We start from the raw sequence: 24560 nt of genomic DNA on the forward strand, positions 1-24560 counted from the left end.
GCGCCGTCCCGGCGCGAGCTCTTTCCCGACGAACTCAAGAGCTCGCGCCGGGACGGCGCTCCCACGTTAGTTTTTCAGGGGGCCAACGCAGCCCGTTGCGCGGCGAACAGTTCGCCGATGCCTTTCTCGCCCAGCGCCAGCAAGTCGTTCAATTCGTCGCGGCGGAACGCGTGGCCTTCGGCGGTGCCCTGCAGCTCGATGAAGCCGCCGCCGTCGTTCATCACCAGGTTCATGTCGGTATCGCAGTCGCTGTCTTCCGGATAATCCAGGTCCAGCACCGGTACGCCGCGATAAATGCCGACCGAGACGGCGGCGACCGCACCGTGGATCGGATCGCGCTTGATTTCGTTCCTCGCCTTCAGCCAGTTGACGGCATCTACCAGCGCCACGTACGCGCCGGTGATCGCGGCGGTGCGGGTGCCGCCATCGGCCTGCAGTACATCGCAGTCCAGAGTGATGGTGCGTTCGCCCAAGGCGTTGCGGTCCACGCAGGCGCGCAGCGCGCGGCCGATCAGACGCTGGATTTCCAGGGTGCGCCCGCCCTGCTTGCCGCGCGAGGCTTCGCGATCGCTGCGGGTGTGGGTGGAGCGCGGCAGCATGCCGTACTCGGCAGTGACCCAGCCTTCGCCCTTGCCGCGCAGGAAGCCCGGCACGCGATTCTCCACGCTGGCCGTGCACAACACGCGGGTCTCGCCGAACGATATCAGTACGGATCCTTCGGCGTGGCGGGTGTACCCGCGCTGGATGCCGACTTCGCGCATCTGTTCGGGGAGGCGGCCACTGGGACGGGCGACGGTCATGCGCGAATCCGTAAAAAGGGTGGGCTAGGGTACCATTCGCCTCCCGCAGCACCCCGCCAACAGGCTCCATCGATGATCCGCAGCATGACCGCCTACGCCACCGCCGAGCGCGCCACCGATGGCGGAACGCTGGCGTGCGAATTACGGGCGGTGAACCACCGCTTCCTGGAACTCGGTCTGCGCCTGCCCGAAGAATTGCGGGTGCTGGAACCGGCACTGCGCGAGCGCATCGCCGCGCGCATCGCCCGCGGCAAGCTGGATTTCTCGCTGCGCCTGCGGTCGCCGGAAGGCGAGGGCGGATTGCAACTGAACGCGTCGCTGGTGATGCAGTTGTCCGAACTGGCGCTGGACATGACCGCGCGCTTCCCGGCACTGCGCACCGAATTCATCGATCTGCTGCAATACCCGGGCGTGCTGCAGGCCCGTTCGACCGATGCCGAGGTTCTGCAGGCCGAAGCGCTGGCCTTGCTGGACACCTTGCTGGACCAGTTCGTGGGCGCGCGCGAGCGCGAGGGCGAAAAACTGGCGGTGGCGATCAACGAGCGGGTCGATGCGCTCGCCGCCTGCGCAGCCGAGGTGCGTCAGCTGATTCCGACCATCCGCACCGGCCAGCGTCAGAAACTGGAAGCTCGCCTCGCGGATATCGCCCAGAACGTGGATCCCGGCAGGGTGGAACAGGAACTGGTGCTGTGGCTGCAGAAGCTCGACGTGGACGAGGAGTTGGACCGCCTGGACAGCCACATCAAGGAAATCCGCCGCGTGCTGAAGCAGACCGAACCGGTCGGCCGCCGCCTGGATTTCCTGCTGCAGGAGTTCAATCGCGAGGCCAATACGCTGGGTTCCAAGTCGGTCGACGTGCGCACCACCAATATCGCGGTGGAACTGAAAGTGCTGATCGATCAGATCCGCGAACAGGTGCAGAACATTGAGTAAGGAAGCGAGCGAATGACCATGCGCGGAACCCTCTATGTGGTCGCCGCGCCTTCCGGCGCCGGCAAAAGCAGCATCGTCAACGCTGTGCTGGCGCGCGACCCGCAGATCGCGTTGTCGATCTCGTTCACCTCGCGCCAGCCGCGCCCGGGCGAACGCCACGCGCAGCACTACAACTTCGTTTCCGCCGACGACTTCCAGCAGATGATCGACGCCGGCGATTTCTTCGAGTACGCCAAAGTGCACGGCGACTGGAAGGGCACCGCGCGCCAGTCGGTGGAGCCGCAATTGAATGCCGGCAAGGACGTGCTGCTCGAGATCGACTGGCAGGGCGCGCGCCAGGTGCGGGCCAAGGTGCCCAATGCGGTCAGCGTGTTCATCCTGCCGCCCTCGCGCGAAGCGCTGGAGCAGCGCATGCGCACCCGCGGCCAGGACAGCGAAGCGGTGATCGCGCAACGGCTGGCCGCTGCGCGCGAGGAAATGTCCCATTACGGCGAATTCGACTATCTGATCGTCAACGAGGTGTTCGACACCGCGGTGGAGGAGATGTGCGCCATCTTCACCGCCAGCCGCCTGCGCAAGGAGCCGCAAGTGGCCCGGCATGCCGGGCTGATCCAGACCCTGCTGGGGTAGGACTGCGGCTGGCTCGCGCCGCTGGGGCCGGATCGAACCCGGCTCTGAACGTCCAAGCCATTGATTAACAAGGGCGAAAAGGCATAAATGCTTGCATGCGGCCGGCCCCGGGCCTACAATCCGCGCCCCTTTCTGTATTAATCGCGCGACCCCGGTCGCCGGGAGCCCGCATGGCCCGCATTACCGTAGAAGATTGCCTGGAAGTCGTCGATAACCGTTTCGAGCTGGTCATGATGGCCGCCAAGCGCGCCCGCCAGTTGGCCAACGGCGTCGAGCCCACCATCGACAACCACGAGAGCGGCGACAAGCCGACCGTGCTGGCGCTGCGCGAGATCGCCGCACGCAAGATCGACAACGAGTTGATCGACAAGGTCGAGAAGGCCGAACGCGAGCGCGCCGAGCGCGAGGCGCTGGAATGGGCCGCTGCCGAAGTGGTCGCCGACGACGATTTGTCGAAGGGCGACGACTGATCGGTTTCCTGTCACGGTAGCCTGTCGAACAGCCCGCGAAAGCGGGCTGTTTGCTTTTGTCGTGAAGCATTCCAGTTTCACGCTCTCGCTGTTGCTCAATCAACGTCATTCCCGCGAAAGCGGGAACCCAGCGACTTTGGCTTTTTAGGCCAGAGCCAAAGCATTTCGCGCTTTGCGCGAGTCACTTTTCTTTGAACGGCAAAGAAAAGTAACCAAAAGAAAGCCGCCCTAACGCCGCGCCCCACGATGAAACCGTGGGGTCCGCAAGCAGGCCGGGAATTTCCGTAAGGCGCCTCCTGCGCCTCCGGAAACGGCGCACATCCCTGTGCGCCGCCCCTAGGGGTTGATCCCGCCCCGCTTGCCGCGTCTCACGGGATTCTGAAAACCGCAACCGCAACCGCAACCGCAACCGCAACGGCAACGGCAACGGCAGTTCATCGTTTGGGCCAACGAATTGGGTGATTCATATGAATTTGCCGTTATTTGGCCGCTGGCATAGGCTTGCGGCATGACTCCGAGCCGTTCCAGCAAGACCGTCGATCGTTCGCCGCCTCATGAAAATGAGGTGCCGGCGTATCTGCGGCAGTTGGAGCAGGCCGCCAGCTACCTGCCTGCCGAACAATTGCCGCTGCTGCGGCGCGCCTGGGAAGTCGGCGCCGCCGCGCACGAAGGGCAGACCCGCAAATCGGGCGAGCCCTACATCACCCACCCGGTGGCGGTGGCCCAGGTCCTGGCCGAGCTGGGGCTGGATGTCGAAACCCTGATCGCGGCGATCCTGCACGACACCATCGAAGACACGCCGCTCACCCATGCCGAGATCGCCGAAGGTTTCGGCGAATCGGTGGCCGAGCTGGTCGACGGCGTCACCAAGCTGGACAAGCTGCACTTCCGCGACCGCCAGGAAGCGGCGGCGGAAAGCTTCCGCAAGATGCTGCTGGCGATGTCGCGCGATCTGCGCGTGATCATGATCAAGCTGGCCGACCGCCTGCATAACATGCGTACGCTGGGTGCGCAGAGTCCCGAGGCGCGCAAACGCATCGCCAAGGAAACCTTGGATATCTACGCGCCCATCGCCCAGCGCCTGGGCATGAATCTGGTGAAGTCCGAGCTGCAGGACCTCGGTTTCCGCGCCATGTATCCGTGGCGCCACGCCATCATCGACAAGCACATCCGCAGCCAGCCGGTGGTGCGGCGCGAATCGATGGCGCAGATCGAGGCGCACCTGTCGCAGCGCCTGACCCGCGATGGGCTGGAGCACCGCCTGGTAAGCCGCATCAAGACGCCCTGGAGCATCTACAACAAGATGCACGGCGAAGGCAAAAGTTTCGACCAGGTAATGGACGTGTTCGGCTTCCGGGTGGTGGTGGACAGCGTGCCGCACTGCTACCAGGCGCTGGGATCGGTGCACGCGCAGTACAAACCGCTGGATGCGCGGTTCCGCGATTTCATCGCCATTCCCAAGGCCAACGGCTACCAGTCGCTGCACACAGTGCTGTTCGGTCCTTACGGTTCGCCGATCGAGGTGCAGATCCGCACCGTGGAAATGGATCTCATCGCCGAACGCGGCATCGCCGCGCACTGGACCTACAAGTACGGCGCGCAGGCGCCCAACAGCGCGCAGAGCCGGGCTCATGCCTGGATCATGGAGCTGATCGAAAACCAGCGCGCTGCCGGCTCTTCTCTGGAATTCCTGGATAACGTGAAGGTCGACCTGTTCCCGGATGAGGTTTACCTGTTCACGCCCAAGGGCAAGATCCTGTCGTTGCCGCGCAGTTCCACCGCGCTCGATTTCGCTTACGCCGTGCACACCGATGTCGGCAACCAGGCGGTCGCTTCGCGCGTGGACAAGAAGCTGGTGCCATTGCGCACCAAACTGGCCAGCGGACAGAGCGTGGAGATCATCACCGCCAAATCCGCACTGCCCAAACCGCAGTGGCTGGAATTCGTGGTCACCAGCAAGGCGCGCACGGCGATCCGCCACCAGCTCAAGCAGCTTGAGCACGAAGACGCGGTGCAACTCGGCCACCGCATGCTGGATCGCGCGCTGGAGGAGCTGGACAGTTCGCTGGAACGTTTGCCGCAGCAGCGCCTGGAAGCGTTCCTGGCCGAACATCGTTATCCGCGCCTGGAAGCGTTCCTGGCCGACGTCGCCCTGGGCAACTGGATGCCGACCCAAGCCGCGCAGGCGCTGACCGCCTACGCCGAACTGCGTGGCGGCGGACATTCCAAGCATTCGCAGGAAAAGATCCTGATCAACGGCACCGAGCGCGGCGTGGTCAGCTTCGCCAATTGCTGCCAGCCGATTCCCGGCGACGAGATCATGGGCTACCACACCGCCGGCAAGGGCATCGTGGTGCACCGCCTGGATTGTCCCAACGTGGTCGAATTCCGTAAATCTCCCGAGCGCTGGATTCCCATCGACTGGGACACCAGCGTCACCGGCGACTACGACGCCGCGCTGCTGATCGATGTGGAAAACCGCCCCGGCGTGCTCGCCCAGGTCGCCGCCGCGGTGGCGCAAAGCCAGTCCAACATCGACCGCGTGGAATACCTGGAGCGCGACATCAACGCCGCGGTGCTGCGTTTTTCCATCCAGGTGCGCGACCGCAACCATCTGGCCGAAGTGATGCGACGGTTGCGGCGTTTGAGCGTGGTTCACGGCGTCAGAAGGCAATGACGCCCTTGCTTTAGAATGCGCGCAAGCCCCGCTTATGGAATCGCCATGACCCGCCAGATCATCCAAACCGACCATGCTCCCGCCGCCATCGGCCCGTATTCGCAGGCGGTGCGCAGCGGAAATACCGTGTATTTCTCCGGGCAGATCCCGCTGAATCCAGCGACCGGCAACCTGGTCGAAGGCGACATCGCGGTGCAGGCCAGGCGCGCGTTCGACAATCTCAAGGCGGTCGCCGAAGCCGCCGGCGGTTCGCTCGCGCAGATCGTCCGGCTCGGTCTCTACCTGACCGATCTGGGTCAGTTCGCCGCGGTGAATGCGGTGATGCAGGAGTATTTCAATGCGCCGTTTCCGGCGCGTTCCACCGTTGAAGTGTCGGCACTGCCCAAGGGCGCGGTGTTCGAAGTCGATGCGGTGATGGTGATCGACTGACAGAAGCCGATCTTCCGGTAGTGCGTGGGAGCGGCGTCTTCGCCGCGAGCTTTTGATCCTGCTTCTGGCTGGTCGCAAGGGCGCAGACAAGGCAAGAGCTCGCGGCGAAGACGCCGCTCCCACCGTGCATTTCTTGCTTTCGCTTACGCCATCTGCTCGCGCGCCTCGCTGGGCGTGTGTCCGGTCCAGCGCTTGAACGCGCGCCGGAATTCGCGCGCATCCGCGAAGCCGATGCGGCTGCCGACCTGGCTGATGGTCAAGTTGTGATCGTGCAGCAGTTCCAGCGCGCGCTCGGTGCGGATGCGGTCGTGCAATCGGCTGAAGCTGATTCCATCGGCAGCCAGTTGGCGGCGCAGCGTGCGCTCGCTCAAGTGCATGACGCCCGCGATGGCCGAAAGCGGCGGGTTCTCGCGCACGTGCTGGCGCAGGAAGCGTTCCACTGTCGCGGCCAGTTCGCTCTGCGGCGAGGCGATATCGGCCAGTTGCCGCTCGCACAGATCGAGCACCTGGCGCGCATTGACCGCGTTGTAGGTAGGGAACTTCAGCGCCATCCATCTGCTGTCGATCACCATCGCGTTGCACGGTCGGTCGAAATGCAGCTCGCACTGGAACAGTTCCGCGTACTTGCCGGCATAGGCAGGCGCCGGGTAGGTCAGCTCCAGCCGCAAGGGACGGAATTCGGGACCGACCAGTTCCCGCGCCACCATCAGCGAGCTGGCGAACATTTCTTCGCACAAGAACGGCAGGATCGCCGGCATGATCACAGGCGCGCGCGCGGTCATCGCCACTTCGCCGGTGTTGCTGGTATCGGTGTCGATATCCAACATGGCGCCGGTAGTGCGCTGGTAGGTCATGCCCAGCAAAACCGCCTCGCCGAAAGTCGGTGCGGTTTTCATGGCCAGGCCGAGCAAGCCGAAATTGCCGACGTCCTGCCGGCAGCCGACCACCAGACCCAGGTCGGGTTGCGCCAACGCCGCCAGCGCACGCGCCACGATCTCGCTGGCCTGGCGATAAGACACCCGGGTGGCGGGGTCGTCGATTTCGTGCGGGTCCAGGCGCATACCCTTGAACCAGGGGGTGCTGTCCATTTCCCGCTCGCGCGCCAACTGCACCAGATGGCACAGCATGTTGGTCGGAATGACCGCCGCCGCCAGCCGCGCTTCATTGACCGGGTCAGTGGTGACGCGCATCGAAGCCCTCCAGCTTGTCCGCTTTGCCCCCCCAAGTATGCCGCTCCTGCCCTCACTCGCGTCAAGGGCCACGGACAAGACTGCATTGCCGCGTTATGCGTGGCGCCGTGGCGTCATCGGATGCCGCTTCGTTGGTCATTCCTTGGGAGAGTAAAGATGCGACAGCACGTCGTGGTAGTTGCCTTGTTGCTGGCGCTGAGCGCTTGCCAGAAAGACCAGACCGCGCCGGCAAGCGCGGCCGTCGCCGCCGGCGACGCCGGTTTCGCCGCTACCCTGCACGAGCGCCTGCTCGATGCCAAACCAGGCGAGGTGATCGAGATACCCGCCGGCAAGTTCTCTTTCGACCGCAGCCTGACCCTGCGCGCCAATGGCGTGACCATTCGCGGCGCGGGCATGGACAAGAGCGTGCTCAGCTTCAAGGGCCAGAAAGCCGGCGCCGAAGGCCTGCTGGTCAACGGCGACGACTTCACCATCGAGAACCTGACCATCGAGGACTCCAAGGGCGACGGCCTGAAGATCAGCGAATCCAAGAACGTCACCATCCGCAAGGTCAAAGTGCAATGGACCGGCGGGCCCAGCACCAAGAACGGCGCCTACGGCCTGTACCCGGTGTTGACCAAGAACGTGCTGATCGAGGATTCGGTCGCCATCGGCGCGTCCGACGCCGGCATCTACGTGGGCCAGTCCGATGGCGTGATCGTGCGTCGCAGTCGCGCCGAATCCAACGTCGCCGGCATCGAGATCGAGAATACCATCAACGCCGACGTATACGAGAACGTGGCGACCAAGAACACCGGCGGCATCCTGGTCTTCAACATGCCCAACCTGACCCAGCAGGGCGGAAACATCCGCGTGTTCAACAATAAAGTGATCGCCAACAACACGGAGAATTTCGGCGCCAAGGGCACCCCGGTGGCCAGCGTGCCGGCGGGTTCGGGCATGGTGGTGAATGCCAACGACGACGTGGAGATCTTCGACAACGAGATTTCCGACAACGCCACTGCCAACTTCATCATCTCCAGCGTCTATTCCACCGGCTACAAAGATTCCAGCATGGCCAAGGATTTCGATCCGTATCCGGAACGCATCTACGTGCATGGCAATAAAGTGAGCGGCGGCGGCGATTCGCCCGATGGACTGGACCTCAAAGCGTTGAAAGTGGCGATGTTCGGGCTCAGCGGCAGCTTTCCCGATGTGCTCTGGGACGGTTACTACAACAAGGATCGCAAGGTCGACGGCAAGGCCGCGGCCGGACCGGAAATCTGCCTGCGCGACGTCAGCGGCGTGGTCAACGCCGACGGTCCGGGCGGTTACAAGAATCCGAGCAAGGACGCCAAGCTCTTCGAGTGCGATCTGCCGCGGCTGCCAGCGGTGGACCTGGGGCGCGGCTGAGGTCGCGAACGATGCGGTTGCGCGGCTTCGCATTGCTTGCATTGATGTCGCTGTTCTCGGCGTGCAAGGGCGAGGACGTCGGCGTGCATTTTTTCGCCGAAGGCCAGCCCAAGGCGCTGAGCGAATGGCGCGTGCTCAAGGTGGACGGTGGGCGTCTGTCGTTGAACGAAGGCGTGGTGCCGTACGACCTCAACACGCCGCTGTTCAGCGACTACGCGCACAAGCTGCGCACGATCTGGATGCCGAAGGGAAAGTCCGCGTCGTATGCGGCGCAGAACAGCTTCGCCTTTCCGGTGGGCACCATCATCAGCAAGACTTTCTATTATCCATTGCCTGGCGACGGCCAGTGGGATGGAAAATCGGTGGCGCGCATCGCCGCCAATAACGATCTGCAGGGCGAATCGCTGGACCTGTCCAAGGTGCGATTGATCGAAACCCGCCTGCTGGTGCGCCGCGAAGCGGGCTGGGAGGCGATGCCCTACGTCTGGAACGAAGCGCAGACCGAAGCCACGCTCAGACGCGCGGGCGAGCTGATTTCCCTAGAGCTCGTGGACAGCGATGGCGGCCGGGAGGTCGCGAACTACCAGGTGCCCGACCAGAACCAATGCGCGAGCTGCCACGCCACCGACAACAAGACCCGTGCGCTGCACCCTATCGGGCCGAAGGCGCGCAACCTCAATCGCGATTTCGCCTACGCGGCAGGCAACGAAAACCAGCTCGCCCATCTTTCGCGCGTCGGTTACCTGGTCGGTGCGCCCGCTCCGGAACGGGCGCCGCGCAATGCGGACTGGCAGAACGCCGCCCACGAGAAGCTGGAAGACCGCGCACGCGCCTACCTGGACGTCAATTGCGGACACTGCCACAGCCCGACCGGCCCGGCGATCACTTCCGGGATGTGGCTGGACGCGTCCATCACCGATCGTCTGAAGCTGGGTTTCTGCAAGCAACCGGTGGCGGCGGGCAAAGGCACCGGCAATCGCCTGTACGACATCGCGCCGGGCCAGGCCGACGCTTCGGTGTTGATGTTCCGCATGGACAGCGACGATCCTTCGGTGATGATGCCGGAGTTGGGGCGTTCGGTGGTGCATCGCGAAGGCGTGGAGCTGATACGGCAATGGATAGATGCGCAGAAAGGCGCGTGCGACACGTGAGAGTAGCGACGGACCAATTCGGCGCGGCGATGTCTTAGCGACGATTCGCCGCATAGCAATCAAACGGGGAGAGAGCGATGAAGTTGATCCAACGTGGACTGGTAGTGGGAATGCGGCGCGCCTTGTTCGGCGGATGCCTGCTGGCGGCATCGACGGGGACGGCCTGGGCGCAGCAGACCGAGGCAGCGCCGGCGGAAACCGATGCGACCACGCTGGACCGCATTCTGGTCACGGCGCAAAGTCGCGAACAGGAGCTGCAGGATGTGCCGATCGCACTGCAGGTGTTGGACGATCGCATGATCCAGGACGTGGCGGCCGAAGACCTTGGCGATCTGGACAGCTTCGTCCCGGGCCTGCAGATCAACAGCGTGCAGCCCACGCAACCCTCGATCGCGCTGCGCGGCATCAGCACCGACGATTTCGGCATCGGTACCGACCCGGCGGTGGGCGTGTTCATCGATGGCGTCTACACCGGGCGCAGCGGCGGCATTCTGCTGCCGCTGACCGACGTGGAGCGCATCGAAGTATTGAAGGGCCCGCAGGGCACTTTGTTCGGCCGCAACACGGCGGCCGGCGCGGTGTCGGTGATCACCAAGCGGCCCAGCAACGAAACCGAAGCCGCGGCCAAGCTCCGATTGGGCAATTACGGCAAGCAGTACCTGGAAGCGATGGCCAACATCCCTCTCAGCGACCGCGCCGCGCTGCGCCTCAACGGCCTGCTCAACACCAGCGACGGCTGGCTGCAGGACGGCGCCACCGGCAAGGATCTGGGCGGCGACAACGTCTGGGCCACGCGCGCGGCCTTGCAACTGGGCATCACCGACAACACCACGGCGTTGCTGAGTTGGGACCATGAAAATCTGGATCAGCTCGGGCGACCCACCACCGGCATCGTGCCGCTGCCGCCCGCCCCGGGCCTGCCGGTCGCCCCCGCCGATCCGCTGACCTACCTGGATCCGCGCGACATTGATACGTTCAATGACACCGCCGCCAGCGCTGAATGGCGCACCTTCGATGGCGTCACCCTGATCGTCGACCACAGCTTCGAGTGGGGCCACCTGACTTCCACCACCGCCTGGCGCCAGTTCGACGCGCTCAATCGGGTTGAAGAGGACGGCACCAATCGGCCCAACCTGTACCTGGATTCCACCAACAGCGAGTCCAACGAAACCAGGTACCAGGAATTCAAGTTCAGCGGCGCCACCGATCGCCTGGATTGGGTGGCTGGGGCGAGCTATTACGAAGAGGAAGCCAGCCAGACCAGCGAAATCAACACCACCACCACCGCGGTGGATTCGGCAGTGTCCAATCTGGGCCTGGCGCCAACACCGGACGGTACCCTGTTCGGCTACTTCTCGCAGGTGCTGGGCTCCTTCGGCATTCCGTTGACGCTGATGGACCATGCCTGGAACGAGCAGTTCTACAACACGCTGAAAACCAAATCGTATGCCGGCTTCGGCGACGTGATCTGGCACGTCAACGACAAACTCAATCTGACCTTCGGCTTGCGCTACACCCGCGACGAAAAGGATTTCAGCTGGTTCAACGATCTCCGCAACGCGCCCACGCTGGACGCCACGCTGGACGCGCTGGACGCGGCCGGATTCTTCGCCCTGGCTGGCGTGCCTAAGGAATTCTTCATCTTCGACCTGGCCTTCGTAGATCCGCCGGCGATGATGAACAAGGGGCTGACCACCCGCGCCAGCCAGTCCTGGAGCGACTGGAGTCCGCGCCTGGTCGCGGACTACCACTTCAGCGACAACCTGATGGGTTTCGTTTCGCTGGCGAAAGGCTACAAGGCCGGCGGCTACAACGCCTTGCAGATCGGCAGCGAATTCGACAACGAAGACGTATGGAACGCCGAAGTGGGCATCAAACACACCTTGCCGGAGGCGCGCCTGGCCTACAACGTCTCGGTGTTCTCCTACCGCTACGACAACCGCCAGTCGATCCGGCTGGACAACACCAGCGCCATCCCGCGGTTCGTGGTGGATACCGGCGACGTGGAGGCCTACGGCGTCGATTTCGACATGCGCTGGCAGGTCAGCGATGCCTTCGCCATCGATTTCAACGCCGAGTACATCAATTCCAAGTACAAGGACTACAGCGTCAACACCGGCGCCGGATTGCTGGATCTCAATGGCCAGCCCACGGGCGAGCCTTCCTGGTCGGCGGCGCTGGGCGGCCACTACACCTGGGTCCTCGGCGATGCCGGCGATCTGCGCCTGGCTTTGCGCCACGCCTACCGCGGCGCCTGTCGCGCCAACGATTACAGCCGCGGCCAGGGAGACTGCACCAGCTTTCCCAATTTTTCGACCGGAGAATCGCAGAACCGTACCGATGTCCGCCTGGGCTGGGCCTCGGCCGGAGGCCATTGGACTTGGGCGGTGTACGGGAACAACGTGTTCGACAACCAGTACGTCGGCCAGTTGAACGTGTACGGCCGCGAGGCGTTCGGCACAGTCGGCGCGGTGGTCAGCGAGCCGCGCACTTACGGTATGGAAGTCGGCGTGAAATTCTGAATCGCGGAAGTGCCGGCGGCCGCAATGCCGGTTCTGACACGCCTTCGCGGCGAATCCTGACTGGCGTTAACGCGACGCGGTCGGCATCCTAGGCAGATGCCGTCCGCGCCACGCAGCGAAGAATCCGCTTTCAACCAGCCCATTGCCGGACAACTCGCCGGCGTAGGTCCGCGCGTGGCGGAAAAACTGGCGGCGCGTGGACTGCTTACGCTGCAGGATCTGTGGCTGCACCTGCCGCTGCGTTACGAGGATCGCACTCAGCTCACGCCCATTCGCAGCCTCCAGCCTGGCGTGCCGGCGCAGGTGGAAGGTCGGGTGGAAGCGGTGGAGCGCGGTTATCGCTATCGACCGGTACTGCGCGTGGCGATCGGCGACGAATCGCATGCCACCCTGGTGCTGCGCTTCTTCCATTTTCGCGCCGCGCAGGTGGCGCAGTTCGCTCCGGGCGCGCTGGTGCGTTGCTACGGCACGCCCAAGCCGGGACAGAACGGCCTGGAAATCGTCCATCCCAGTTATAGGGTGCTGGGCGAGACGGATGCCGCTTCGCTGGGCGAGGAACTGGATCCGGTCTATCCCGCGGTCGAGGGCATCGGTCCGGCCTCGATGCGCAAACTGATAGGACAGGCGCTGGATCGCCTGCCCGACGAGGCTTCATTGGAACTGCTGCCGGCGGAAATGCTGGACGGCCTGCGCCTGCCTTCGCTGCGCCTGGCCCTGCTGGGCATGCACCGGCCCGCACGCGACGCCGACATCGCCGCACTGGCGACCGGCACTCATCCCGCACAGAGGCGCCTTGCGCTGGAAGAACTGCTGGCGCACAACCTCAGTCTGCGTCGTCAGCGCATCGCCTTGCAGCGGCATCAGGCTCCGGCGTTGGCCGGCAAAGGCAAGCTGGCGTCGCAATTGCAATCGGCGCTGCCGTTCTCGCTTACCGGCGCGCAACAGCGGGTGTTCGCGCAGATCAGGCACGACCTGGCGCAGCCTTCGCCGATGATGCGGCTGGTGCAGGGCGATGTGGGCAGCGGCAAGACCGTGGTCGCGGCGATGGCGGCGATGCTCGCGGTGGAAGCAGGCAAGCAAGCCGCACTCGCCGCACCGACCGAATTACTGGCGGAGCAGCACCTGGCCAATCTTCGCCAATGGTTGGAGCCGCTGGGGATTCGCGTGGCCTGGCTGGCCGGCAAGGTCACCGGCAAGGCGCGCGCGGAAGTAATGGCCGAAGTCGCATCGGGCGCGGCGCAAGTGGTGGTGGGCACGCATGCGTTGATGCAGGAAGCCGTCGCCTTCCACGATCTGGCCTTGGCCATCGTCGACGAACAGCATCGCTTCGGTGTGCATCAACGTCTGGCGCTGCGCGACAAGGGCGCTTCCGGAAAATCGGTGCCGCACCAGCTGATCATGACCGCCACGCCCATCCCGCGCACGCTGGCGATGGCGGCGTACGCGGACCTGGATGTTTCGGCCATCGACGAATTGCCGCCGGGACGCACGCCGGTGCAGACCATCGCATTGAGCGGCGAACGACGGCCCGAGCTGGTGGAACGCATCCGCGCCGCCTGCGCGGAAGGCCGGCAGGCCTACTGGGTATGCACCCTGATCGACGAGAGCGACGAAGTGGTCGCGCAGGCGGCGCAGGGCACCTACGAGGCGCTGTCGGCGCAACTTCCCGAATTGCGCATCGGCCTGGTGCACGGGCGTATGAAGCAGGCCGAGAAGCAGACGACGATGCGTCAGTTCAAGGCTGGCGAGATCGATCTGCTGGTGGCGACCACGGTGATCGAAGTTGGCGTCGACGTGCCCAATGCATCGTTGATGATCGTGGAGAACGCTGAGCGGCTGGGCCTTGCGCAACTGCACCAGCTGCGCGGAAGGGTGGGGCGCGGCGCGGCGGCTTCCAATTGCGTATTGCTGTATCAGCCTCCGCTGTCGCAGATGGCCAAGCAGCGGCTGGCGACGATGCGCGAAACCAACGATGGGTTCGTCATCGCCGAGAAGGATCTGGAACTGCGCGGACCCGGCGAATTGCTGGGCACCCGTCAGACGGGTCTGGCCGCCTTCCGCGTGGCGGATCTCGCGCGCGATGCGGGCATGCTGCCGCTGGTGCGCGAACTGGCGGATCGGCTGCTGGCCGATTCCCCTGAGATCGCGGACCGCATCATCGCCCGTTGGGTGGGCGGCGCGGCGCGGTATGCATCCGCGTAGGTCGGGGTTACATCCCCGACGAACGAAGCGCCATGCCGTGCGTCGGGGTGTAACCCCGACCTACTGTGCGAAACTCCGCCTTCGCATTGGAACGATGAAACATGACCGACAAAATTCCCCTGTTGATCGACACCGACCCCGGCGTGGACGACGCCTTGGCGCTGCTGATGGCGTTCAACGATCCCAACCATGAACTGGTCGGCTTGACCATTGCCGCCGGCAACGTCGGTCTGGACCACACCGTCCGCAACGCGCTCAAGCTCTGCGAAGTCGCCGGGCGCGAGGACGTGCCGGTCTACGCCGGGTGCGCGGACCCGTTGCTGCATCCGGCGGTCGACGCGGCGCACGTGCATGGCCGCGACGGTTTCGGCGATATCGGCTTCGAACCCGCATCGCGCAGCGTCGAAGCCGAGCACGCCGCGCTGGCGATCCTGCGCCTGTCGCATCGGCATGCCGGCAAGCTGCTGCTGGTCGCGCTGGGCCCACTGACCAACATCGCGGTCGCCCTCAAGCTCGATCCCACCTTGCCCCAGCGCATCGCGCGCTTCGTGGTCATGGGTGGTGCGGTCAGCGCGCACGGCAACATCACCGCCGCGGCGGAGTTCAACATCGCCTTCGATCCGGAAGCCGCGCACATCGTCTTTCAGGGTTTTCCGCATATCGATCTGGCCGACTGGGAAGCGGTGATCGCCCATGGCTTCCTGCATGGCAGGGCCGAACAATGGCTGCAGGCAGACTCCCCGCGCGCGCGCTTCTACGACCGGATTTCCCTGCAGACCCGCAACTGGTCGGCCGACCGGCGTGGCGACCACTGGCATTCCGCCGATGCCCTGGCCATGGCCTATGCCCTGCAGCCGCAAGGCGCGCAGGAGCTGTTGGATCGCCCGGTGGCGGTGGAGCTGGCCGGCACCTTGACCCGCGGCGCCACGGTGGTGGACTGGAACCGGCAGGAAGGCCGCCCGGACAACGCCACCCTGCTGATGCGCTACGACCAGGCCCGGTTCGAGAGCCTGATCCAGGCCGCGCTGGCGGCCGGTTGACGGGCAGGTTGCGCTGGGCGGGCGGGGCGGGCTAAAATGCCGCTCTTCACTTCCCTGATATCTGGTGCCGCCATGAAGGCCGACATCCATCCCGAATACCGCGACGTCGTCTTCCAGGACGTCACTTCCGATTTCAAGATCCTCAGCCGCTCCACCCTGTCCTCCAAGGAAACGGTGAAGTGGGAGGACGGCAACGAATATCCGTTGATCAAGCTTGATATCTCCTCGGCCTCGCACCCGTTCTATACGGGCCAGCACAAGGTCATGGACACCGGCGGACGCATCGACAAGTTCCAGAAGCGCTACCAGCAGAAGTAATTCCCTGCAGCGCCGCTGATCTCGCCTCGAAATCTCGGACGGCCGCGCCCAGCGCGGCCGTTTTCGTTGTTGCGTCGTTGCCGTTCCGTTCTCATCCTTTGGTCTGACGGCCGCGCTCTTTTGAGCGACGGCTCCAAAACGCGTGTGCGATAATTCGCCCATCCAGAGCCAACGCCCTGGACTCCCGTCCCGCGCCGCCGGCATCGCCGTCCGGCGCATCCCCACGAAGGAGCGCACTGTGTCAGAACTCGACCAGGCCACATTGACCGCCGGCGATAAATCGGTGGTCATGCCGGTACTCAAACCCACGCTCGGCAATAGTTGTGTCGACATTTCCAAGCTGAGCAAGGAAACGGGTCTTTTCACCTACGATTCCGGCTTCACCGCCACGGCCAGCTGCAAGTCCGCCGTCACCTACATCGACGGCGATGCCGGCGTGCTGCTGTACCGCGGCTACCCGATCGAACAACTGGCCAAGCAGTCCAGCTTCCTGGAAGTGGCCTACCTGTTGATGAACGGCGAGCTGCCCAGCTCCGACGAATTCGCCAAGTTCGACCATGAGGTCGCGCATCACACGATGATGCACGAGGCGTTCAAGAACTTCCTCGGCGGCTTCCGCCACGACGCGCATCCCATGGCGATGATGGTGGGAATGGTCGGCTCGATGGCCGCGTTCTACCACAACACCCTGGACCTGGAAGACCCGGAACAGCGCCGTCTGGCCGCGATCCGCCTGATCGCCAAGGTGCCGACGATCGCGGCGGCCTGCTACCGCTATTCGATCGGCTGGCCGGTGCGCTTCCCGCGCAACAATCACGCTTACGTGGACCGCTTCCTGCACATGATGTTCGAAGTGCCCAGCGAGCCGTTGGACCTCAATCCGGTCGCCGCCAAGGCGCTGGATCTGTTGTTCATCCTGCACGCGGACCACGAACAGAACGCTTCGACCTCCACCGTGCGCATGGTCGGTTCCACCGGCGCCAATCCGTATGCCTGCGTCGCCGCCGGCGTGGCGGCGTTGTGGGGACCGGCGCATGGCGGCGCCAACGAAGCCGTGCTGAAGATGCTGGCCGAGATCGGCAAGCCGGAGAACGTGAGCTCGGCGGTCGACAAGGCCAAGGACAAGGAGTCGGGTTTCCGCCTGATGGGCTTCGGCCACCGGGTATACAAGAACTTCGATCCGCGCGCCAAGATCATCCGTGAGATGACCCATGAGGTGCTGGCCGAACTGGGCGTCAACGATCCGATGCTGGAGGTGGCGTTGCGCCTGGAAGAGGCGGCGCTGAAGGACGACTACTTCGTGCAGCGCAAGCTGTACCCGAACGTCGACTTCTACAGCGGCATCATCTACAAGGCGCTCAACATCCCCACCGAGATGTTCACGGTGATGTTCGCCATCGCCCGCACCGCCGGCTGGGTGGCGCACTGGCTGGAACAGCAGGTGGATCCGGAAGCCAAGATCGGCCGCCCGCGGCAGATCTACACCGGCTACGCCGAGCGCGATTACAAGGGCTTCGATCAGCGCTGATCGGTTCTGTTCGCGCAAGAGAAAACGCCCCGCATCGCGGGGCGTTTTTTGTAGGGTCAGTCCGATCGTTTGCGGCCAGGAAGGTGCGACCGGCTGCGGTTCGTCTTGGATGAGTTGTTTATGACCGCGCCTGCAAGAGTCTCTGATAGACATCCAGATCCGTGGCAGAAAAGCAGCAGAAGACGACCTCTTGAATGTTGATCAGCCGGGATATCGACGAACTGACGGTATCGACCGCAATTCGGGCCGCGAGCTCGATCGGATAGCCGTAAATTCCGGTGCTGATGCTGGGAAACGCGATGCTGACGACGGACTGGTTGTCCGCGATCGATAAGGATTGACGGTAGCAGGAAGCAAGGAGTTCGGGCTCTCCGTCGGCGCCGCCACGCCAGACCGGCCCGACCGTATGCACGATGAATTTGGCGGGAAGCCGATACCCTTTCGTAAGCTTCGCCTCGCCAACCTTGCATCCACCTAGAAGACGACACTCGTGCAGCAATTCCGGACCCGCGGCGCGATGGATGGCTCCGTCCACGCCGCCGCCACCCAGTAGGGATGAGTTAGCCGCATTGACGATGGCATCTACTGCCAGGGTGGTTATGTCGGCTTGTTGAGTTCGAATGATCACGGAAGTACGCCTGACGTTTGAATCAAGTCGAGCCGTGAGGCAGGTTCGATTTGAACGAATCGCTGGGATTCATCACATGTGCTCACTAGAACCACCGCCGTACGCGACGACTGTACTGTTGCCATGCAGAGCCATGGACCCGCGCCAGCCAGGGCTCTTCGCCAAGAATCACCCGAAGGTGGAAAGCCAGCGCCACGGCAAGCGCGTAGACAAGCAGACCTGCCGAGCGGAACGAGATCGCCCAGCCTAGCAGAATCAAAACGACAGATACGTACATCGGGTTACGGCTGTAGCGGTACAGCCCCACAACCACAAGCTCTTGACGCGGCGCCCATGGCGCGAGTGTGCCTTTGCCTGACACGTAGAAGTCCCGGACGCACCACAACAGTCCGGAGATACCCAGCGCGGCCATGAGTAAGCCAAACGGCCAGCTGAGCGTCTGACGACTCAGCCGAATCCATGCGGCAGGAACTAGGAAGGCCACCACTCCAGGGGGCGCTAGAAATGCAATGACAGCTCGCATGAAAATTGGAGTGAGCATGCTTGCCATCTCTTCGCCTCAATTACAGGCGCATGCTGCCGCGCGCCTGACTGCTAGCGGGAAGCGCCCATCTCGTATCCCACGATTTCCTCGTCCGTCAGCAACTGCCGCAACTGCGCCAGCGAAGCCCGTTTCATCGGTCGCTCGTCCACGCCCGACAGCGGCGCCTGGCGCAAGGCATCGTGCGGGAGCACGGTCACGTCGAACGTCAATTCCTCCGCGCTGAACAGCCATACCGGAAAATCGTCGCCGCGTTCGCGGTCCAGCCGCACGTGGCGGGAGCGGGCATCGACAGGAATGCGGTTTTCTTCCAAGAAACGCGGCACCGCGTCGGCATCGTCGGTGTGCAATTGCAGGTGCACCGGCGAGTGGGAATCGGCGGTGCCGTCCAGTACCGGGCCGACCAACCGCGGAGAGAACTCCGCGAAGAACTCCAGCGCGCGCGCTGCGGCGTCGCGGCGCAGGCGCACCGCCTGCTGTTGCGATTGGCCGACGAACAGTCGCTGGTATTCGCGCAACGCGTCCTCAATCTCGCGGTTGCGCGGCAGCGAAGCGTCGTCGTGGATCCCGAGGCGTTCGGCGGCCTTGAGCTTGGCCTGGTGATAATCGCGGAAGCCGCCTTCGGCCATCAGCCTAGCGGCTTCGTGCGCCAATCGATGGCGGCGTTCGCGGGTACGGGTTTCGGCATGCTGGCGCGCGTGGTGCATGGTGAGTCTCCGCGTCGAAACCTGCGCGGACTGTAACCGATGATCGCCGCGAGTTGTAGGAGCGGGCCGACCCGCTCCTGAACCGGCCCGCCATTGGATCAAAATCAGAAGATGTCGAAAGCGGCCTCGTCGGCAGCGGCGTTCTCTTCGGTGTTGTAGAACTCTTCGCTCTGGATGCGATCCAGATCCTCGGCCTTGACCCATTCGGTCGCGCCGTTGCTGGTCACCTGCACCATGCCGTCCGGCGGATCGTTCTGGGCGATCGGCTGTTCCTTCAGCGCTTCGCGCATGAAGTCGATCCAGATCGGCAATGCGGCTTTGCCGCCGTACTCGCGGTAGCCCAGGCTGCGGAAATCGTCGCGGCCCACCCACACCACAGTGGCGTAGGAGCCGCCGAATCCGCCGAACCACGCATCGCGATGGTCGTTGGTGGAGCCGGTCTTGCCGCCGACGTCCTCCCGGTTGAGGACCTTGGCCGCGGTGGCGGTGCCGCGCAGGACAACGTCCCGCATCATCGAAACCAGCTGATAGGCGGTGCGTTCGTCGATGGCGCGCGGTGCGACCACCATGTTGGGGTCGACCGGTTTTGGCGCTTCGGCCGGCTTTTTCGGAGTTGTTTCGGCCGCGGCCTTCGGTTTGCCGTCCTCGGTAGGGCTGAAATCGAAGCCGTCCACCACGTTGCTGGCTTGCGCCGGCGCGCCGGCGCTGCCACCTCCACAGGTGCGGCAGGCGGTGGCGGGTTTTTCCTTGAAGATGACGTTGCCTTCCCGGTCCTTGATCTCATCGATGAACCACGGCGTCACCCGCGAGCCGCCGTTGGCGAATACGGCATAACCGCGCGCCATCGACAGCGGCGTGAGCGAGGCGGTGCCCAGCGACATCGAGAGGTTGGGCGGCAGTTCGGCTTCGTTGAAACCGAACTGGCTGATGTACTTGCGCGCGAAATCCACACCGATGCTGTCCAGCAAGCGTACCGACACCAGGTTGCGCGACTGCACTAGCGCCTCGCGCAGGCGCATGGGGCCGCGGAAGCCGCCGCCGTCGTTCTGCGGCCGCCACATGTGGCCGCGGCGGTCGCGAAACACCACCGGCGCATCCAGCACGATGGACGCCGGATTGAAGCCGCGCTCGAACGCCGCTGCATACAAGAACGGCTTGAAACTCGAGCCGGGCTGCCGGCGGGCCTGGGTGGCGCGATTGAACTTGTTGCCGGCGAAGCTGTAGCCGCCGATGATCGCCTTCACCGCGCCGTTGCTGGCGTCCAGCGATACCAGCGCAGCCTGGCCGCGCGGGAGCTGGTCGATCTGGTAGCCGATCGGCGCCACCTCGGCCGCCGTGGGCGTCTCGCCCGGCTTGGTCGCGGCGACTTTCGGCGCATCCATCTTGATCCGGGCCAGGTCGCCGCGCTTGAACAAAGCAGCGGGATTCTTGCCGGTCCAGCGGCTGGCAGAGGCGGGAAGGGTGACTTCGCTGGCATCGGGCAGGACCACGGTGATGCCGCCGTCGCCATTGGCCCGGGCCACTACCGTCGGGATCAGGCCGTTCTGGGTGGGTATACCCGCCACATGCGCGGCCAGGGATGCCGCATCGGCATCGGCGGTGACTTCGAAATGCTGCTCGATCCCGTTCCAGCCATGGCGATGGTCGTACAGGCGCAGGCCCTCGCGCACCGCCACGTCCGCAGCGATCTGCATCGTCGGGTCGATCGTCGTGGTGACGTGGTAACCCTTATTGACCACGTCGCCGCCGAAGCGGGCGATCATTTCCTGGCGCACCATTTCCGCCACATAGGGCGCATAGACCTCGACCGGGCGCTCATGCGGCTTGGCATGCATCGCCTCGGCCTTGGCCGCAGCCGCCTCGGCGGCAGTGACCAGTTTGTCCTCCAGCATGCGGTCGATCACGTAAACGCTGCGCTGGTGGTTGCGTTCCGGATTGCTGATGGGATTGCCGCTGGAAGGAAACTTGAGCGCACTGACCAAGGTGGCGGTCTCGCCAAGGGTCAGCTGGTCCAGCGGCTTGCCGTAGTAGTACTCGGCGGCGGCGGCTACGCCATAGGCGCGGTTGCCGAAGAAGCTCTTGTTTAGGTAGAGCTCCAGGATCTGGGGCTTGGTCAGCATGCCCTCGATCTTCATCGCCAGCATCATCTCGACCAGCTTGCGGGTGTAGCTGTATTCGGAACTCAGGAAGAACTGGCGCGCCACCTGCTGGGTAATGGTGCTGCCGCCGGCCACGCGCCCTTCCTTGAGGGTGGCGGTTTGCCATAGCGCCCGCGAAATGCCCTTCGGGTCGATGCCGTTATGGGTCCGGAAATTGGCGTCTTCCGCGGCGATGAAGGCGTCCTGGACCTGCTTGGGGACGTTTTCGATATTGACCGGATAGCGCCGGGTCTCGCCGAAAAGCCCGATCAGCCGCCCGTCGTTGGCGTAAACGTAAAGGGGTTCCTGGAGTTCGACCGTGCGCAGGGACTGGATGTCCGGCACCTTGGAGGAAACCACGTAATAGAGGATTCCCAGACCTATGGCGCCTAACAGAAACAGGGCTGTGAACGCGAAAAATGCCCAGCGCAGCAGGCGGCGGAAACGGGACATCCGGTCAGATTCCGATTGCAGAATACGTGGCGCGGGAGTATAGATGACTCGGGGTAGGGCGGTTACGTTTCCGGGGGAAACAGTGACTTGCCCGATATCTTTAGTGAACCGTGACAAGCCGCACAGGCTGGTTAACGGCTATTGCAAGTGGTGAAAACTTCGTTATTAATGTGAGCCGGGGCCTGACCTATTCGTTGCGCCTGTCGGAAGGGGAGATACCGTGGGGCTTATACCTAAAAGCCAGTCGCCGCTCATAGGCGTCGACATAAGTTCGACCGCGGTAAAGCTGCTACAGCTTTCCCGGGTCGGCAATCGCTTCCGCGTAGACCACTACGCGGTGGAGCCGCTGCCGCCCAATGCGGTGGTCGAGAAGAACATCGTCGAGGTTGAGGCGGTAGGCGAAGCGATCCGCCGCGCCGTGACCCGCGCCGGAACCAAGACCAAATACGCCGCCGCGGCGGTGGCCGGGTCCGCGGTGATCACCAAGATCATTCCGATGCCCGCCGAGCTGGACGAGAACGATCTGGAAGCCCAGGTCGAGCTCGAGGCGGTCAACTACATTCCGTATCCGATCGAGGAAGTAAACCTCGACTTCGAGGTGCTGGGCCCCATGCCCAACAACCCCGAGATGGTGCAGGTACTGCTGGCGGCTTCGCGTTCGGAGAACGTGGAACTGCGGCAATCCGCGCTGGAGCTGGGAGGCCTGACCGCCCGGATCATGGACGTGGAAGCGTTCGCGGTCGAAAACGCCTTCGCCCTGTTGTCCAGCGAATTGCCGATTCCGCACGACGGCGTGGTGGCTCTGGTCGATATCGGCGCCACCATGACCACGTTGAACGTCCTGCGCTCCGGCCGCAGCCTTTACAGCCGCGAGCAGGTGTTCGGCGGCAAGCAGCTCACCGACGAAGTGATGCGCCGCTACGGCCTGACCTACGAAGAAGCCGGCATGGCCAAGCGCCAGGGCGGCCTGCCCGAGAGCTATGAAGTGGAAGTGCTGGAGCCCTTCAAGGAAGCCACGGTGCAGCAGATCAGCCGTCTCCTCCAGTTCTTCTACGCAGGTAGCGAATTCAACCGGGTCGACCAGATCGTGCTGGCCGGCGGTTGCGCCGCGCTGGTCGGACTGCCGGAAATGGTGGAAGAGCAGCTCGGCGTGCCGACCGTGGTCGCCAATCCGCTGGCCCAGATGACGCTCGGTCCGCGTGTGCAGGCGCATGCGCTGGCCCAGGACGCTCCGGCGTTGATGATCGCCACCGGCCTGGCCCTGAGGAGCTTTGACTGATGGCGAGGATCAATCTTCTCCCGTGGCGCGCCGAGCGGCGCGCCAACCGACAGAAAGAGTTCTACGGCATGCTGGGCCTGGCAGCCATCGGTGGGCTGGTGCTGTCGTTCCTGATCTGGTTCCACTACAACCAGCAGATCAGCGGTCAAGGCACCCGCAACCAGTTCTTGCAGGCCGAAATCCAGAAAATGGAGGGCAAGATCAAGGAGATCGAAGCGCTCGACAAGCAGAAGGACCGCCTGCTGGCGCGCAAGAAGGTGATCGAGCAATTGCAGGCCAACCGCTCGCAGATGGTGCATCTGTTCGATTCGCTGGTGCGCACCATTCCCGATGGCGTGGCCCTGGCCAACATCAAGCAGGAAGGCGAAGTCCTGACCCTGGAAGGCCGAGCACAGTCCAATGCGCGAGTCAGCAACTACATGCGCAATCTGGAAAGCTCGGGCTGGATGACCAATCCCGACTTGTCGATCATCGAAGCCAAAGCGCAAGAGGGGACGCCTGGAACGCCTTCGGCGACGCCCACGGCGCGTGCGCTTCCGTATGCCTTCACCTTGAAGGTGAAGCTCGCGAATCCGAATGCGCCCGATGCCGAAGGCAACATTCCGGCTGCAGTTGCGACGCCCGGCGATGCAGCTGCTGCAGCTCCCGCCCAAACCCCGACGCCCGCGGCTGCGCCGCCCGCACCCGCATCGGCTCCGGCACCGACTGCGCCCGCCGCCGCGCCGCCGTCCAACACACCGGTTGAAAAGCCTGCGCCGACGAATCAGGGGAGCCCGGCGTCATGAGCCAGAAGAAAGTAAAAATCAGCGACCTCGATTTCAACAACATCGGCAACTGGCCCCGGAACTACAAGATCGGGTTCTGCGTGCTGGTGGGCTTGCTGATCCTGTTGCTTGCGTATTTCCTGTCGATCAAGGGCAAGCGCGAGGAGTTGCAGGTACTCGAGCGCCAGGAGTCCGATCTTCGACGCGATTTCGAGGACAAGGCCGGGCGCGCCGCGAACCTCGAGCCGTTGAAACAACAATTGGCACAGATGGAGCAGGTGCTGCAGCAGATGTTGCGTCAGTTGCCCAGCAAGACCGAAATGCCGGACCTGATCGTGGACATCTCGCAGACCGCCTTGTCCAGCGGTCTGGCCAACGAGCTGTTTCAGCCAGGCCCCGAAACTCCCAAGGAGTTCTACGCGGAGAAGCCGATCGCACTGCGTATGGTGGGTAGTTACCACCAGTTCGGCGCCTTCGTCAGCGGCGTGGCTTCGCTGCCGCGCGTAGTGATCCTGACCATGCACGATATTTCGCTCAAGCCCCGGGATACCAAGGGCCGCATCACCGACAACAGCGCGCTGGAGCTTTCCGGCACGGTCAAGACCTACCGGTACTTGGACGAAGAAGAGACCGCGGAGCAGGAGAAGAAGGCTGCCGAAGCGGCCAAGGCCGCGGGCGGCGCGACTCCTCCGGCAGCGCCGGCCGCAGGCGGTGAAGCATGAGTACGGCTCTCAAATCGAATCGTCTGCCCCGTCGGTTCTGCGCATT

Annotated in this window: 21 protein-coding genes; 15 read left to right on the forward strand and 6 right to left on the reverse strand. The window is 63.9% G+C overall.

What is annotated here, in order from left to right:
- Nucleotides 1–74: 74 nt before the first annotated feature.
- A complete protein-coding gene (gene rph / locus J2W94_RS00095; protein ID WP_310089566.1) occupies nt 75–800 on the reverse strand; it encodes a ribonuclease PH in 726 nt (241 codons plus the stop codon).
- Between the two features lie 72 nt (nt 801–872).
- Here rph and J2W94_RS00100 point away from each other — a divergent pair, with 72 nt between their 5' ends.
- The 5 genes from J2W94_RS00100 (at nt 873) to J2W94_RS00120 (ending at nt 5939) form a co-directional block, all read left to right on the forward strand.
- Nucleotides 873–1733, forward strand: a complete 861-nt coding sequence (locus tag J2W94_RS00100) for a YicC/YloC family endoribonuclease (RefSeq protein ID WP_310089567.1) — start codon at nt 873–875, stop codon at nt 1731–1733.
- An 18-nt stretch (nt 1734–1751) separates the two neighbouring features.
- Nucleotides 1752–2363, forward strand: a complete 612-nt coding sequence (gene gmk / locus J2W94_RS00105) for a guanylate kinase (protein WP_310091507.1) — start codon at nt 1752–1754, stop codon at nt 2361–2363.
- 170 nt (nt 2364–2533) lie between these two features.
- Entirely contained in the window at nt 2534–2833 is a 300-nt protein-coding gene (gene rpoZ / locus J2W94_RS00110; protein WP_310089568.1) for a DNA-directed RNA polymerase subunit omega, read from the forward strand.
- Nucleotides 2834–3341: 508 nt separating this feature from the next.
- On the forward strand, nt 3342–5510 hold the full coding sequence (locus J2W94_RS00115) for a RelA/SpoT family protein (RefSeq protein ID WP_310089569.1): 2169 nt from the start codon (nt 3342–3344) through the stop codon (nt 5508–5510).
- A gap of 45 nt (nt 5511–5555) precedes the next feature.
- A complete protein-coding gene (locus tag J2W94_RS00120; protein ID WP_310089570.1) occupies nt 5556–5939 on the forward strand; it encodes a RidA family protein in 384 nt (127 codons plus the stop codon).
- 143 nt (nt 5940–6082) lie between these two features.
- Here J2W94_RS00120 and J2W94_RS00125 read toward each other — a convergent pair whose 3' ends face one another.
- Entirely contained in the window at nt 6083–7129 is a 1047-nt protein-coding gene (locus J2W94_RS00125) for an AraC family transcriptional regulator (protein WP_310089571.1), read from the reverse strand.
- A 156-nt stretch (nt 7130–7285) separates the two neighbouring features.
- Between J2W94_RS00125 and J2W94_RS00130 the strand changes: the two genes are divergently transcribed.
- The 7 genes from J2W94_RS00130 (at nt 7286) to J2W94_RS00160 (ending at nt 17282) form a co-directional block, all read left to right on the forward strand.
- Complete coding sequence (locus tag J2W94_RS00130; protein ID WP_310089572.1) at nt 7286–8521, forward strand: parallel beta-helix domain-containing protein; 1236 nt, start codon at nt 7286–7288, stop codon at nt 8519–8521.
- A gap of 11 nt (nt 8522–8532) precedes the next feature.
- A complete protein-coding gene (locus tag J2W94_RS00135; RefSeq protein WP_310089573.1) occupies nt 8533–9672 on the forward strand; it encodes an SO2930 family diheme c-type cytochrome in 1140 nt (379 codons plus the stop codon).
- Nucleotides 9673–9749: 77 nt separating this feature from the next.
- Nucleotides 9750–12194 carry a TonB-dependent receptor gene (locus J2W94_RS00140; RefSeq protein WP_310089574.1) on the forward strand — a complete coding sequence of 815 codons (2445 nt, stop codon included), beginning with the start codon at nt 9750–9752 and terminating at the stop codon, nt 12192–12194.
- 96 nt (nt 12195–12290) lie between these two features.
- The gene (recG, locus tag J2W94_RS00145) at nt 12291–14396 is read left to right on the forward strand and encodes an ATP-dependent DNA helicase RecG (protein ID WP_310089575.1); all 2106 of its coding nucleotides are present in this window, start codon (nt 12291–12293) and stop codon (nt 14394–14396) included.
- 101 nt (nt 14397–14497) lie between these two features.
- Nucleotides 14498–15436, forward strand: coding sequence for a nucleoside hydrolase (locus J2W94_RS00150; RefSeq protein ID WP_310089576.1), 939 nt, complete (start codon nt 14498–14500; stop codon nt 15434–15436).
- A 72-nt stretch (nt 15437–15508) separates the two neighbouring features.
- Nucleotides 15509–15754 (forward strand): type B 50S ribosomal protein L31, encoded by a 246-nt coding sequence (locus J2W94_RS00155; RefSeq protein ID WP_310089577.1) that lies wholly within the window; start codon nt 15509–15511, stop codon nt 15752–15754.
- Nucleotides 15755–15992: 238 nt separating this feature from the next.
- Complete coding sequence (locus J2W94_RS00160) at nt 15993–17282, forward strand: citrate synthase (protein ID WP_310089578.1); 1290 nt, start codon at nt 15993–15995, stop codon at nt 17280–17282.
- A gap of 118 nt (nt 17283–17400) precedes the next feature.
- Here the strand turns inward: J2W94_RS00160 and J2W94_RS00165 are convergent, their stop codons facing one another.
- From J2W94_RS00165 to J2W94_RS00180, 4 genes are all read right to left on the reverse strand, one after another.
- Nucleotides 17401–17910: an O-acetyl-ADP-ribose deacetylase gene (locus tag J2W94_RS00165; protein ID WP_430540525.1), complete on the reverse strand. Its 510-nt coding sequence runs from the start codon at nt 17908–17910 to the stop codon at nt 17401–17403.
- Between the two features lie 85 nt (nt 17911–17995).
- A complete protein-coding gene (locus J2W94_RS00170; RefSeq protein ID WP_310089579.1) occupies nt 17996–18460 on the reverse strand; it encodes a methyltransferase family protein in 465 nt (154 codons plus the stop codon).
- Between the two features lie 44 nt (nt 18461–18504).
- Nucleotides 18505–19158 carry a hypothetical protein gene (locus tag J2W94_RS00175; protein WP_310089580.1) on the reverse strand — a complete coding sequence of 218 codons (654 nt, stop codon included), beginning with the start codon at nt 19156–19158 and terminating at the stop codon, nt 18505–18507.
- Nucleotides 19159–19262: 104 nt separating this feature from the next.
- On the reverse strand, nt 19263–21749 hold the full coding sequence (locus J2W94_RS00180) for a penicillin-binding protein 1A (RefSeq protein WP_310089581.1): 2487 nt from the start codon (nt 21747–21749) through the stop codon (nt 19263–19265).
- 220 nt (nt 21750–21969) lie between these two features.
- Between J2W94_RS00180 and J2W94_RS00185 the strand changes: the two genes are divergently transcribed.
- Genes J2W94_RS00185 through J2W94_RS00195 form a run of 3 tightly spaced genes read left to right on the forward strand, consistent with a single transcriptional unit; the run spans nt 21970 to nt 24514 of the window.
- Nucleotides 21970–23028: a pilus assembly protein PilM gene (locus J2W94_RS00185; protein ID WP_093283079.1), complete on the forward strand. Its 1059-nt coding sequence runs from the start codon at nt 21970–21972 to the stop codon at nt 23026–23028.
- The gene (locus J2W94_RS00190; protein WP_310089583.1) at nt 23028–23813 is read left to right on the forward strand and encodes a PilN domain-containing protein; all 786 of its coding nucleotides are present in this window, start codon (nt 23028–23030) and stop codon (nt 23811–23813) included. Before J2W94_RS00185 ends, J2W94_RS00190 begins: the two co-directional genes overlap by 1 nt.
- Nucleotides 23810–24514 (forward strand): type 4a pilus biogenesis protein PilO, encoded by a 705-nt coding sequence (locus J2W94_RS00195; protein WP_310089584.1) that lies wholly within the window; start codon nt 23810–23812, stop codon nt 24512–24514. The genes J2W94_RS00190 and J2W94_RS00195 overlap by 4 nt, the downstream gene beginning before the upstream one ends.
- Nucleotides 24515–24560: the final 46 nt, after the last annotated feature.

The sequence above is a fragment of the Pseudoxanthomonas sacheonensis genome (genome assembly GCF_031455975.1).
In the GTDB taxonomy this organism is placed as follows: domain Bacteria; phylum Pseudomonadota; class Gammaproteobacteria; order Xanthomonadales; family Xanthomonadaceae; genus Pseudoxanthomonas_A; species Pseudoxanthomonas_A sacheonensis_A.

Excerpts from the sequence above, each read along its gene's own strand:
- rph (WP_310089566.1), bottom strand. The coding sequence starts at position 800 with ATGACCGTCGCCCGTCCCAGTGGCCGCCTCCCCGAACAGATGCGCGAA.
- J2W94_RS00100 (WP_310089567.1), top strand. The coding sequence starts at position 873 with ATGATCCGCAGCATGACCGCCTACGCCACCGCCGAGCGCGCCACCGAT.
- gmk (WP_310091507.1), top strand. The coding sequence starts at position 1,752 with ATGCGCGGAACCCTCTATGTGGTCGCCGCGCCTTCCGGCGCCGGCAAA.
- rpoZ (WP_310089568.1), top strand. The coding sequence starts at position 2,534 with ATGGCCCGCATTACCGTAGAAGATTGCCTGGAAGTCGTCGATAACCGT.
- J2W94_RS00115 (WP_310089569.1), top strand. The coding sequence starts at position 3,342 with ATGACTCCGAGCCGTTCCAGCAAGACCGTCGATCGTTCGCCGCCTCAT.
- J2W94_RS00120 (WP_310089570.1), top strand. The coding sequence starts at position 5,556 with ATGACCCGCCAGATCATCCAAACCGACCATGCTCCCGCCGCCATCGGC.
- J2W94_RS00125 (WP_310089571.1), bottom strand. The coding sequence starts at position 7,129 with ATGCGCGTCACCACTGACCCGGTCAATGAAGCGCGGCTGGCGGCGGCG.
- J2W94_RS00130 (WP_310089572.1), top strand. The coding sequence starts at position 7,286 with ATGCGACAGCACGTCGTGGTAGTTGCCTTGTTGCTGGCGCTGAGCGCT.
- J2W94_RS00135 (WP_310089573.1), top strand. The coding sequence starts at position 8,533 with ATGCGGTTGCGCGGCTTCGCATTGCTTGCATTGATGTCGCTGTTCTCG.
- J2W94_RS00140 (WP_310089574.1), top strand. The coding sequence starts at position 9,750 with ATGAAGTTGATCCAACGTGGACTGGTAGTGGGAATGCGGCGCGCCTTG.
- recG (WP_310089575.1), top strand. The coding sequence starts at position 12,291 with ATGCCGTCCGCGCCACGCAGCGAAGAATCCGCTTTCAACCAGCCCATT.
- J2W94_RS00150 (WP_310089576.1), top strand. The coding sequence starts at position 14,498 with ATGACCGACAAAATTCCCCTGTTGATCGACACCGACCCCGGCGTGGAC.
- J2W94_RS00155 (WP_310089577.1), top strand. The coding sequence starts at position 15,509 with ATGAAGGCCGACATCCATCCCGAATACCGCGACGTCGTCTTCCAGGAC.
- J2W94_RS00170 (WP_310089579.1), bottom strand. The coding sequence starts at position 18,460 with ATGGCAAGCATGCTCACTCCAATTTTCATGCGAGCTGTCATTGCATTT.
- J2W94_RS00175 (WP_310089580.1), bottom strand. The coding sequence starts at position 19,158 with ATGCACCACGCGCGCCAGCATGCCGAAACCCGTACCCGCGAACGCCGC.
- J2W94_RS00180 (WP_310089581.1), bottom strand. The coding sequence starts at position 21,749 with ATGTCCCGTTTCCGCCGCCTGCTGCGCTGGGCATTTTTCGCGTTCACA.
- J2W94_RS00190 (WP_310089583.1), top strand. The coding sequence starts at position 23,028 with ATGGCGAGGATCAATCTTCTCCCGTGGCGCGCCGAGCGGCGCGCCAAC.
- J2W94_RS00195 (WP_310089584.1), top strand. The coding sequence starts at position 23,810 with ATGAGCCAGAAGAAAGTAAAAATCAGCGACCTCGATTTCAACAACATC.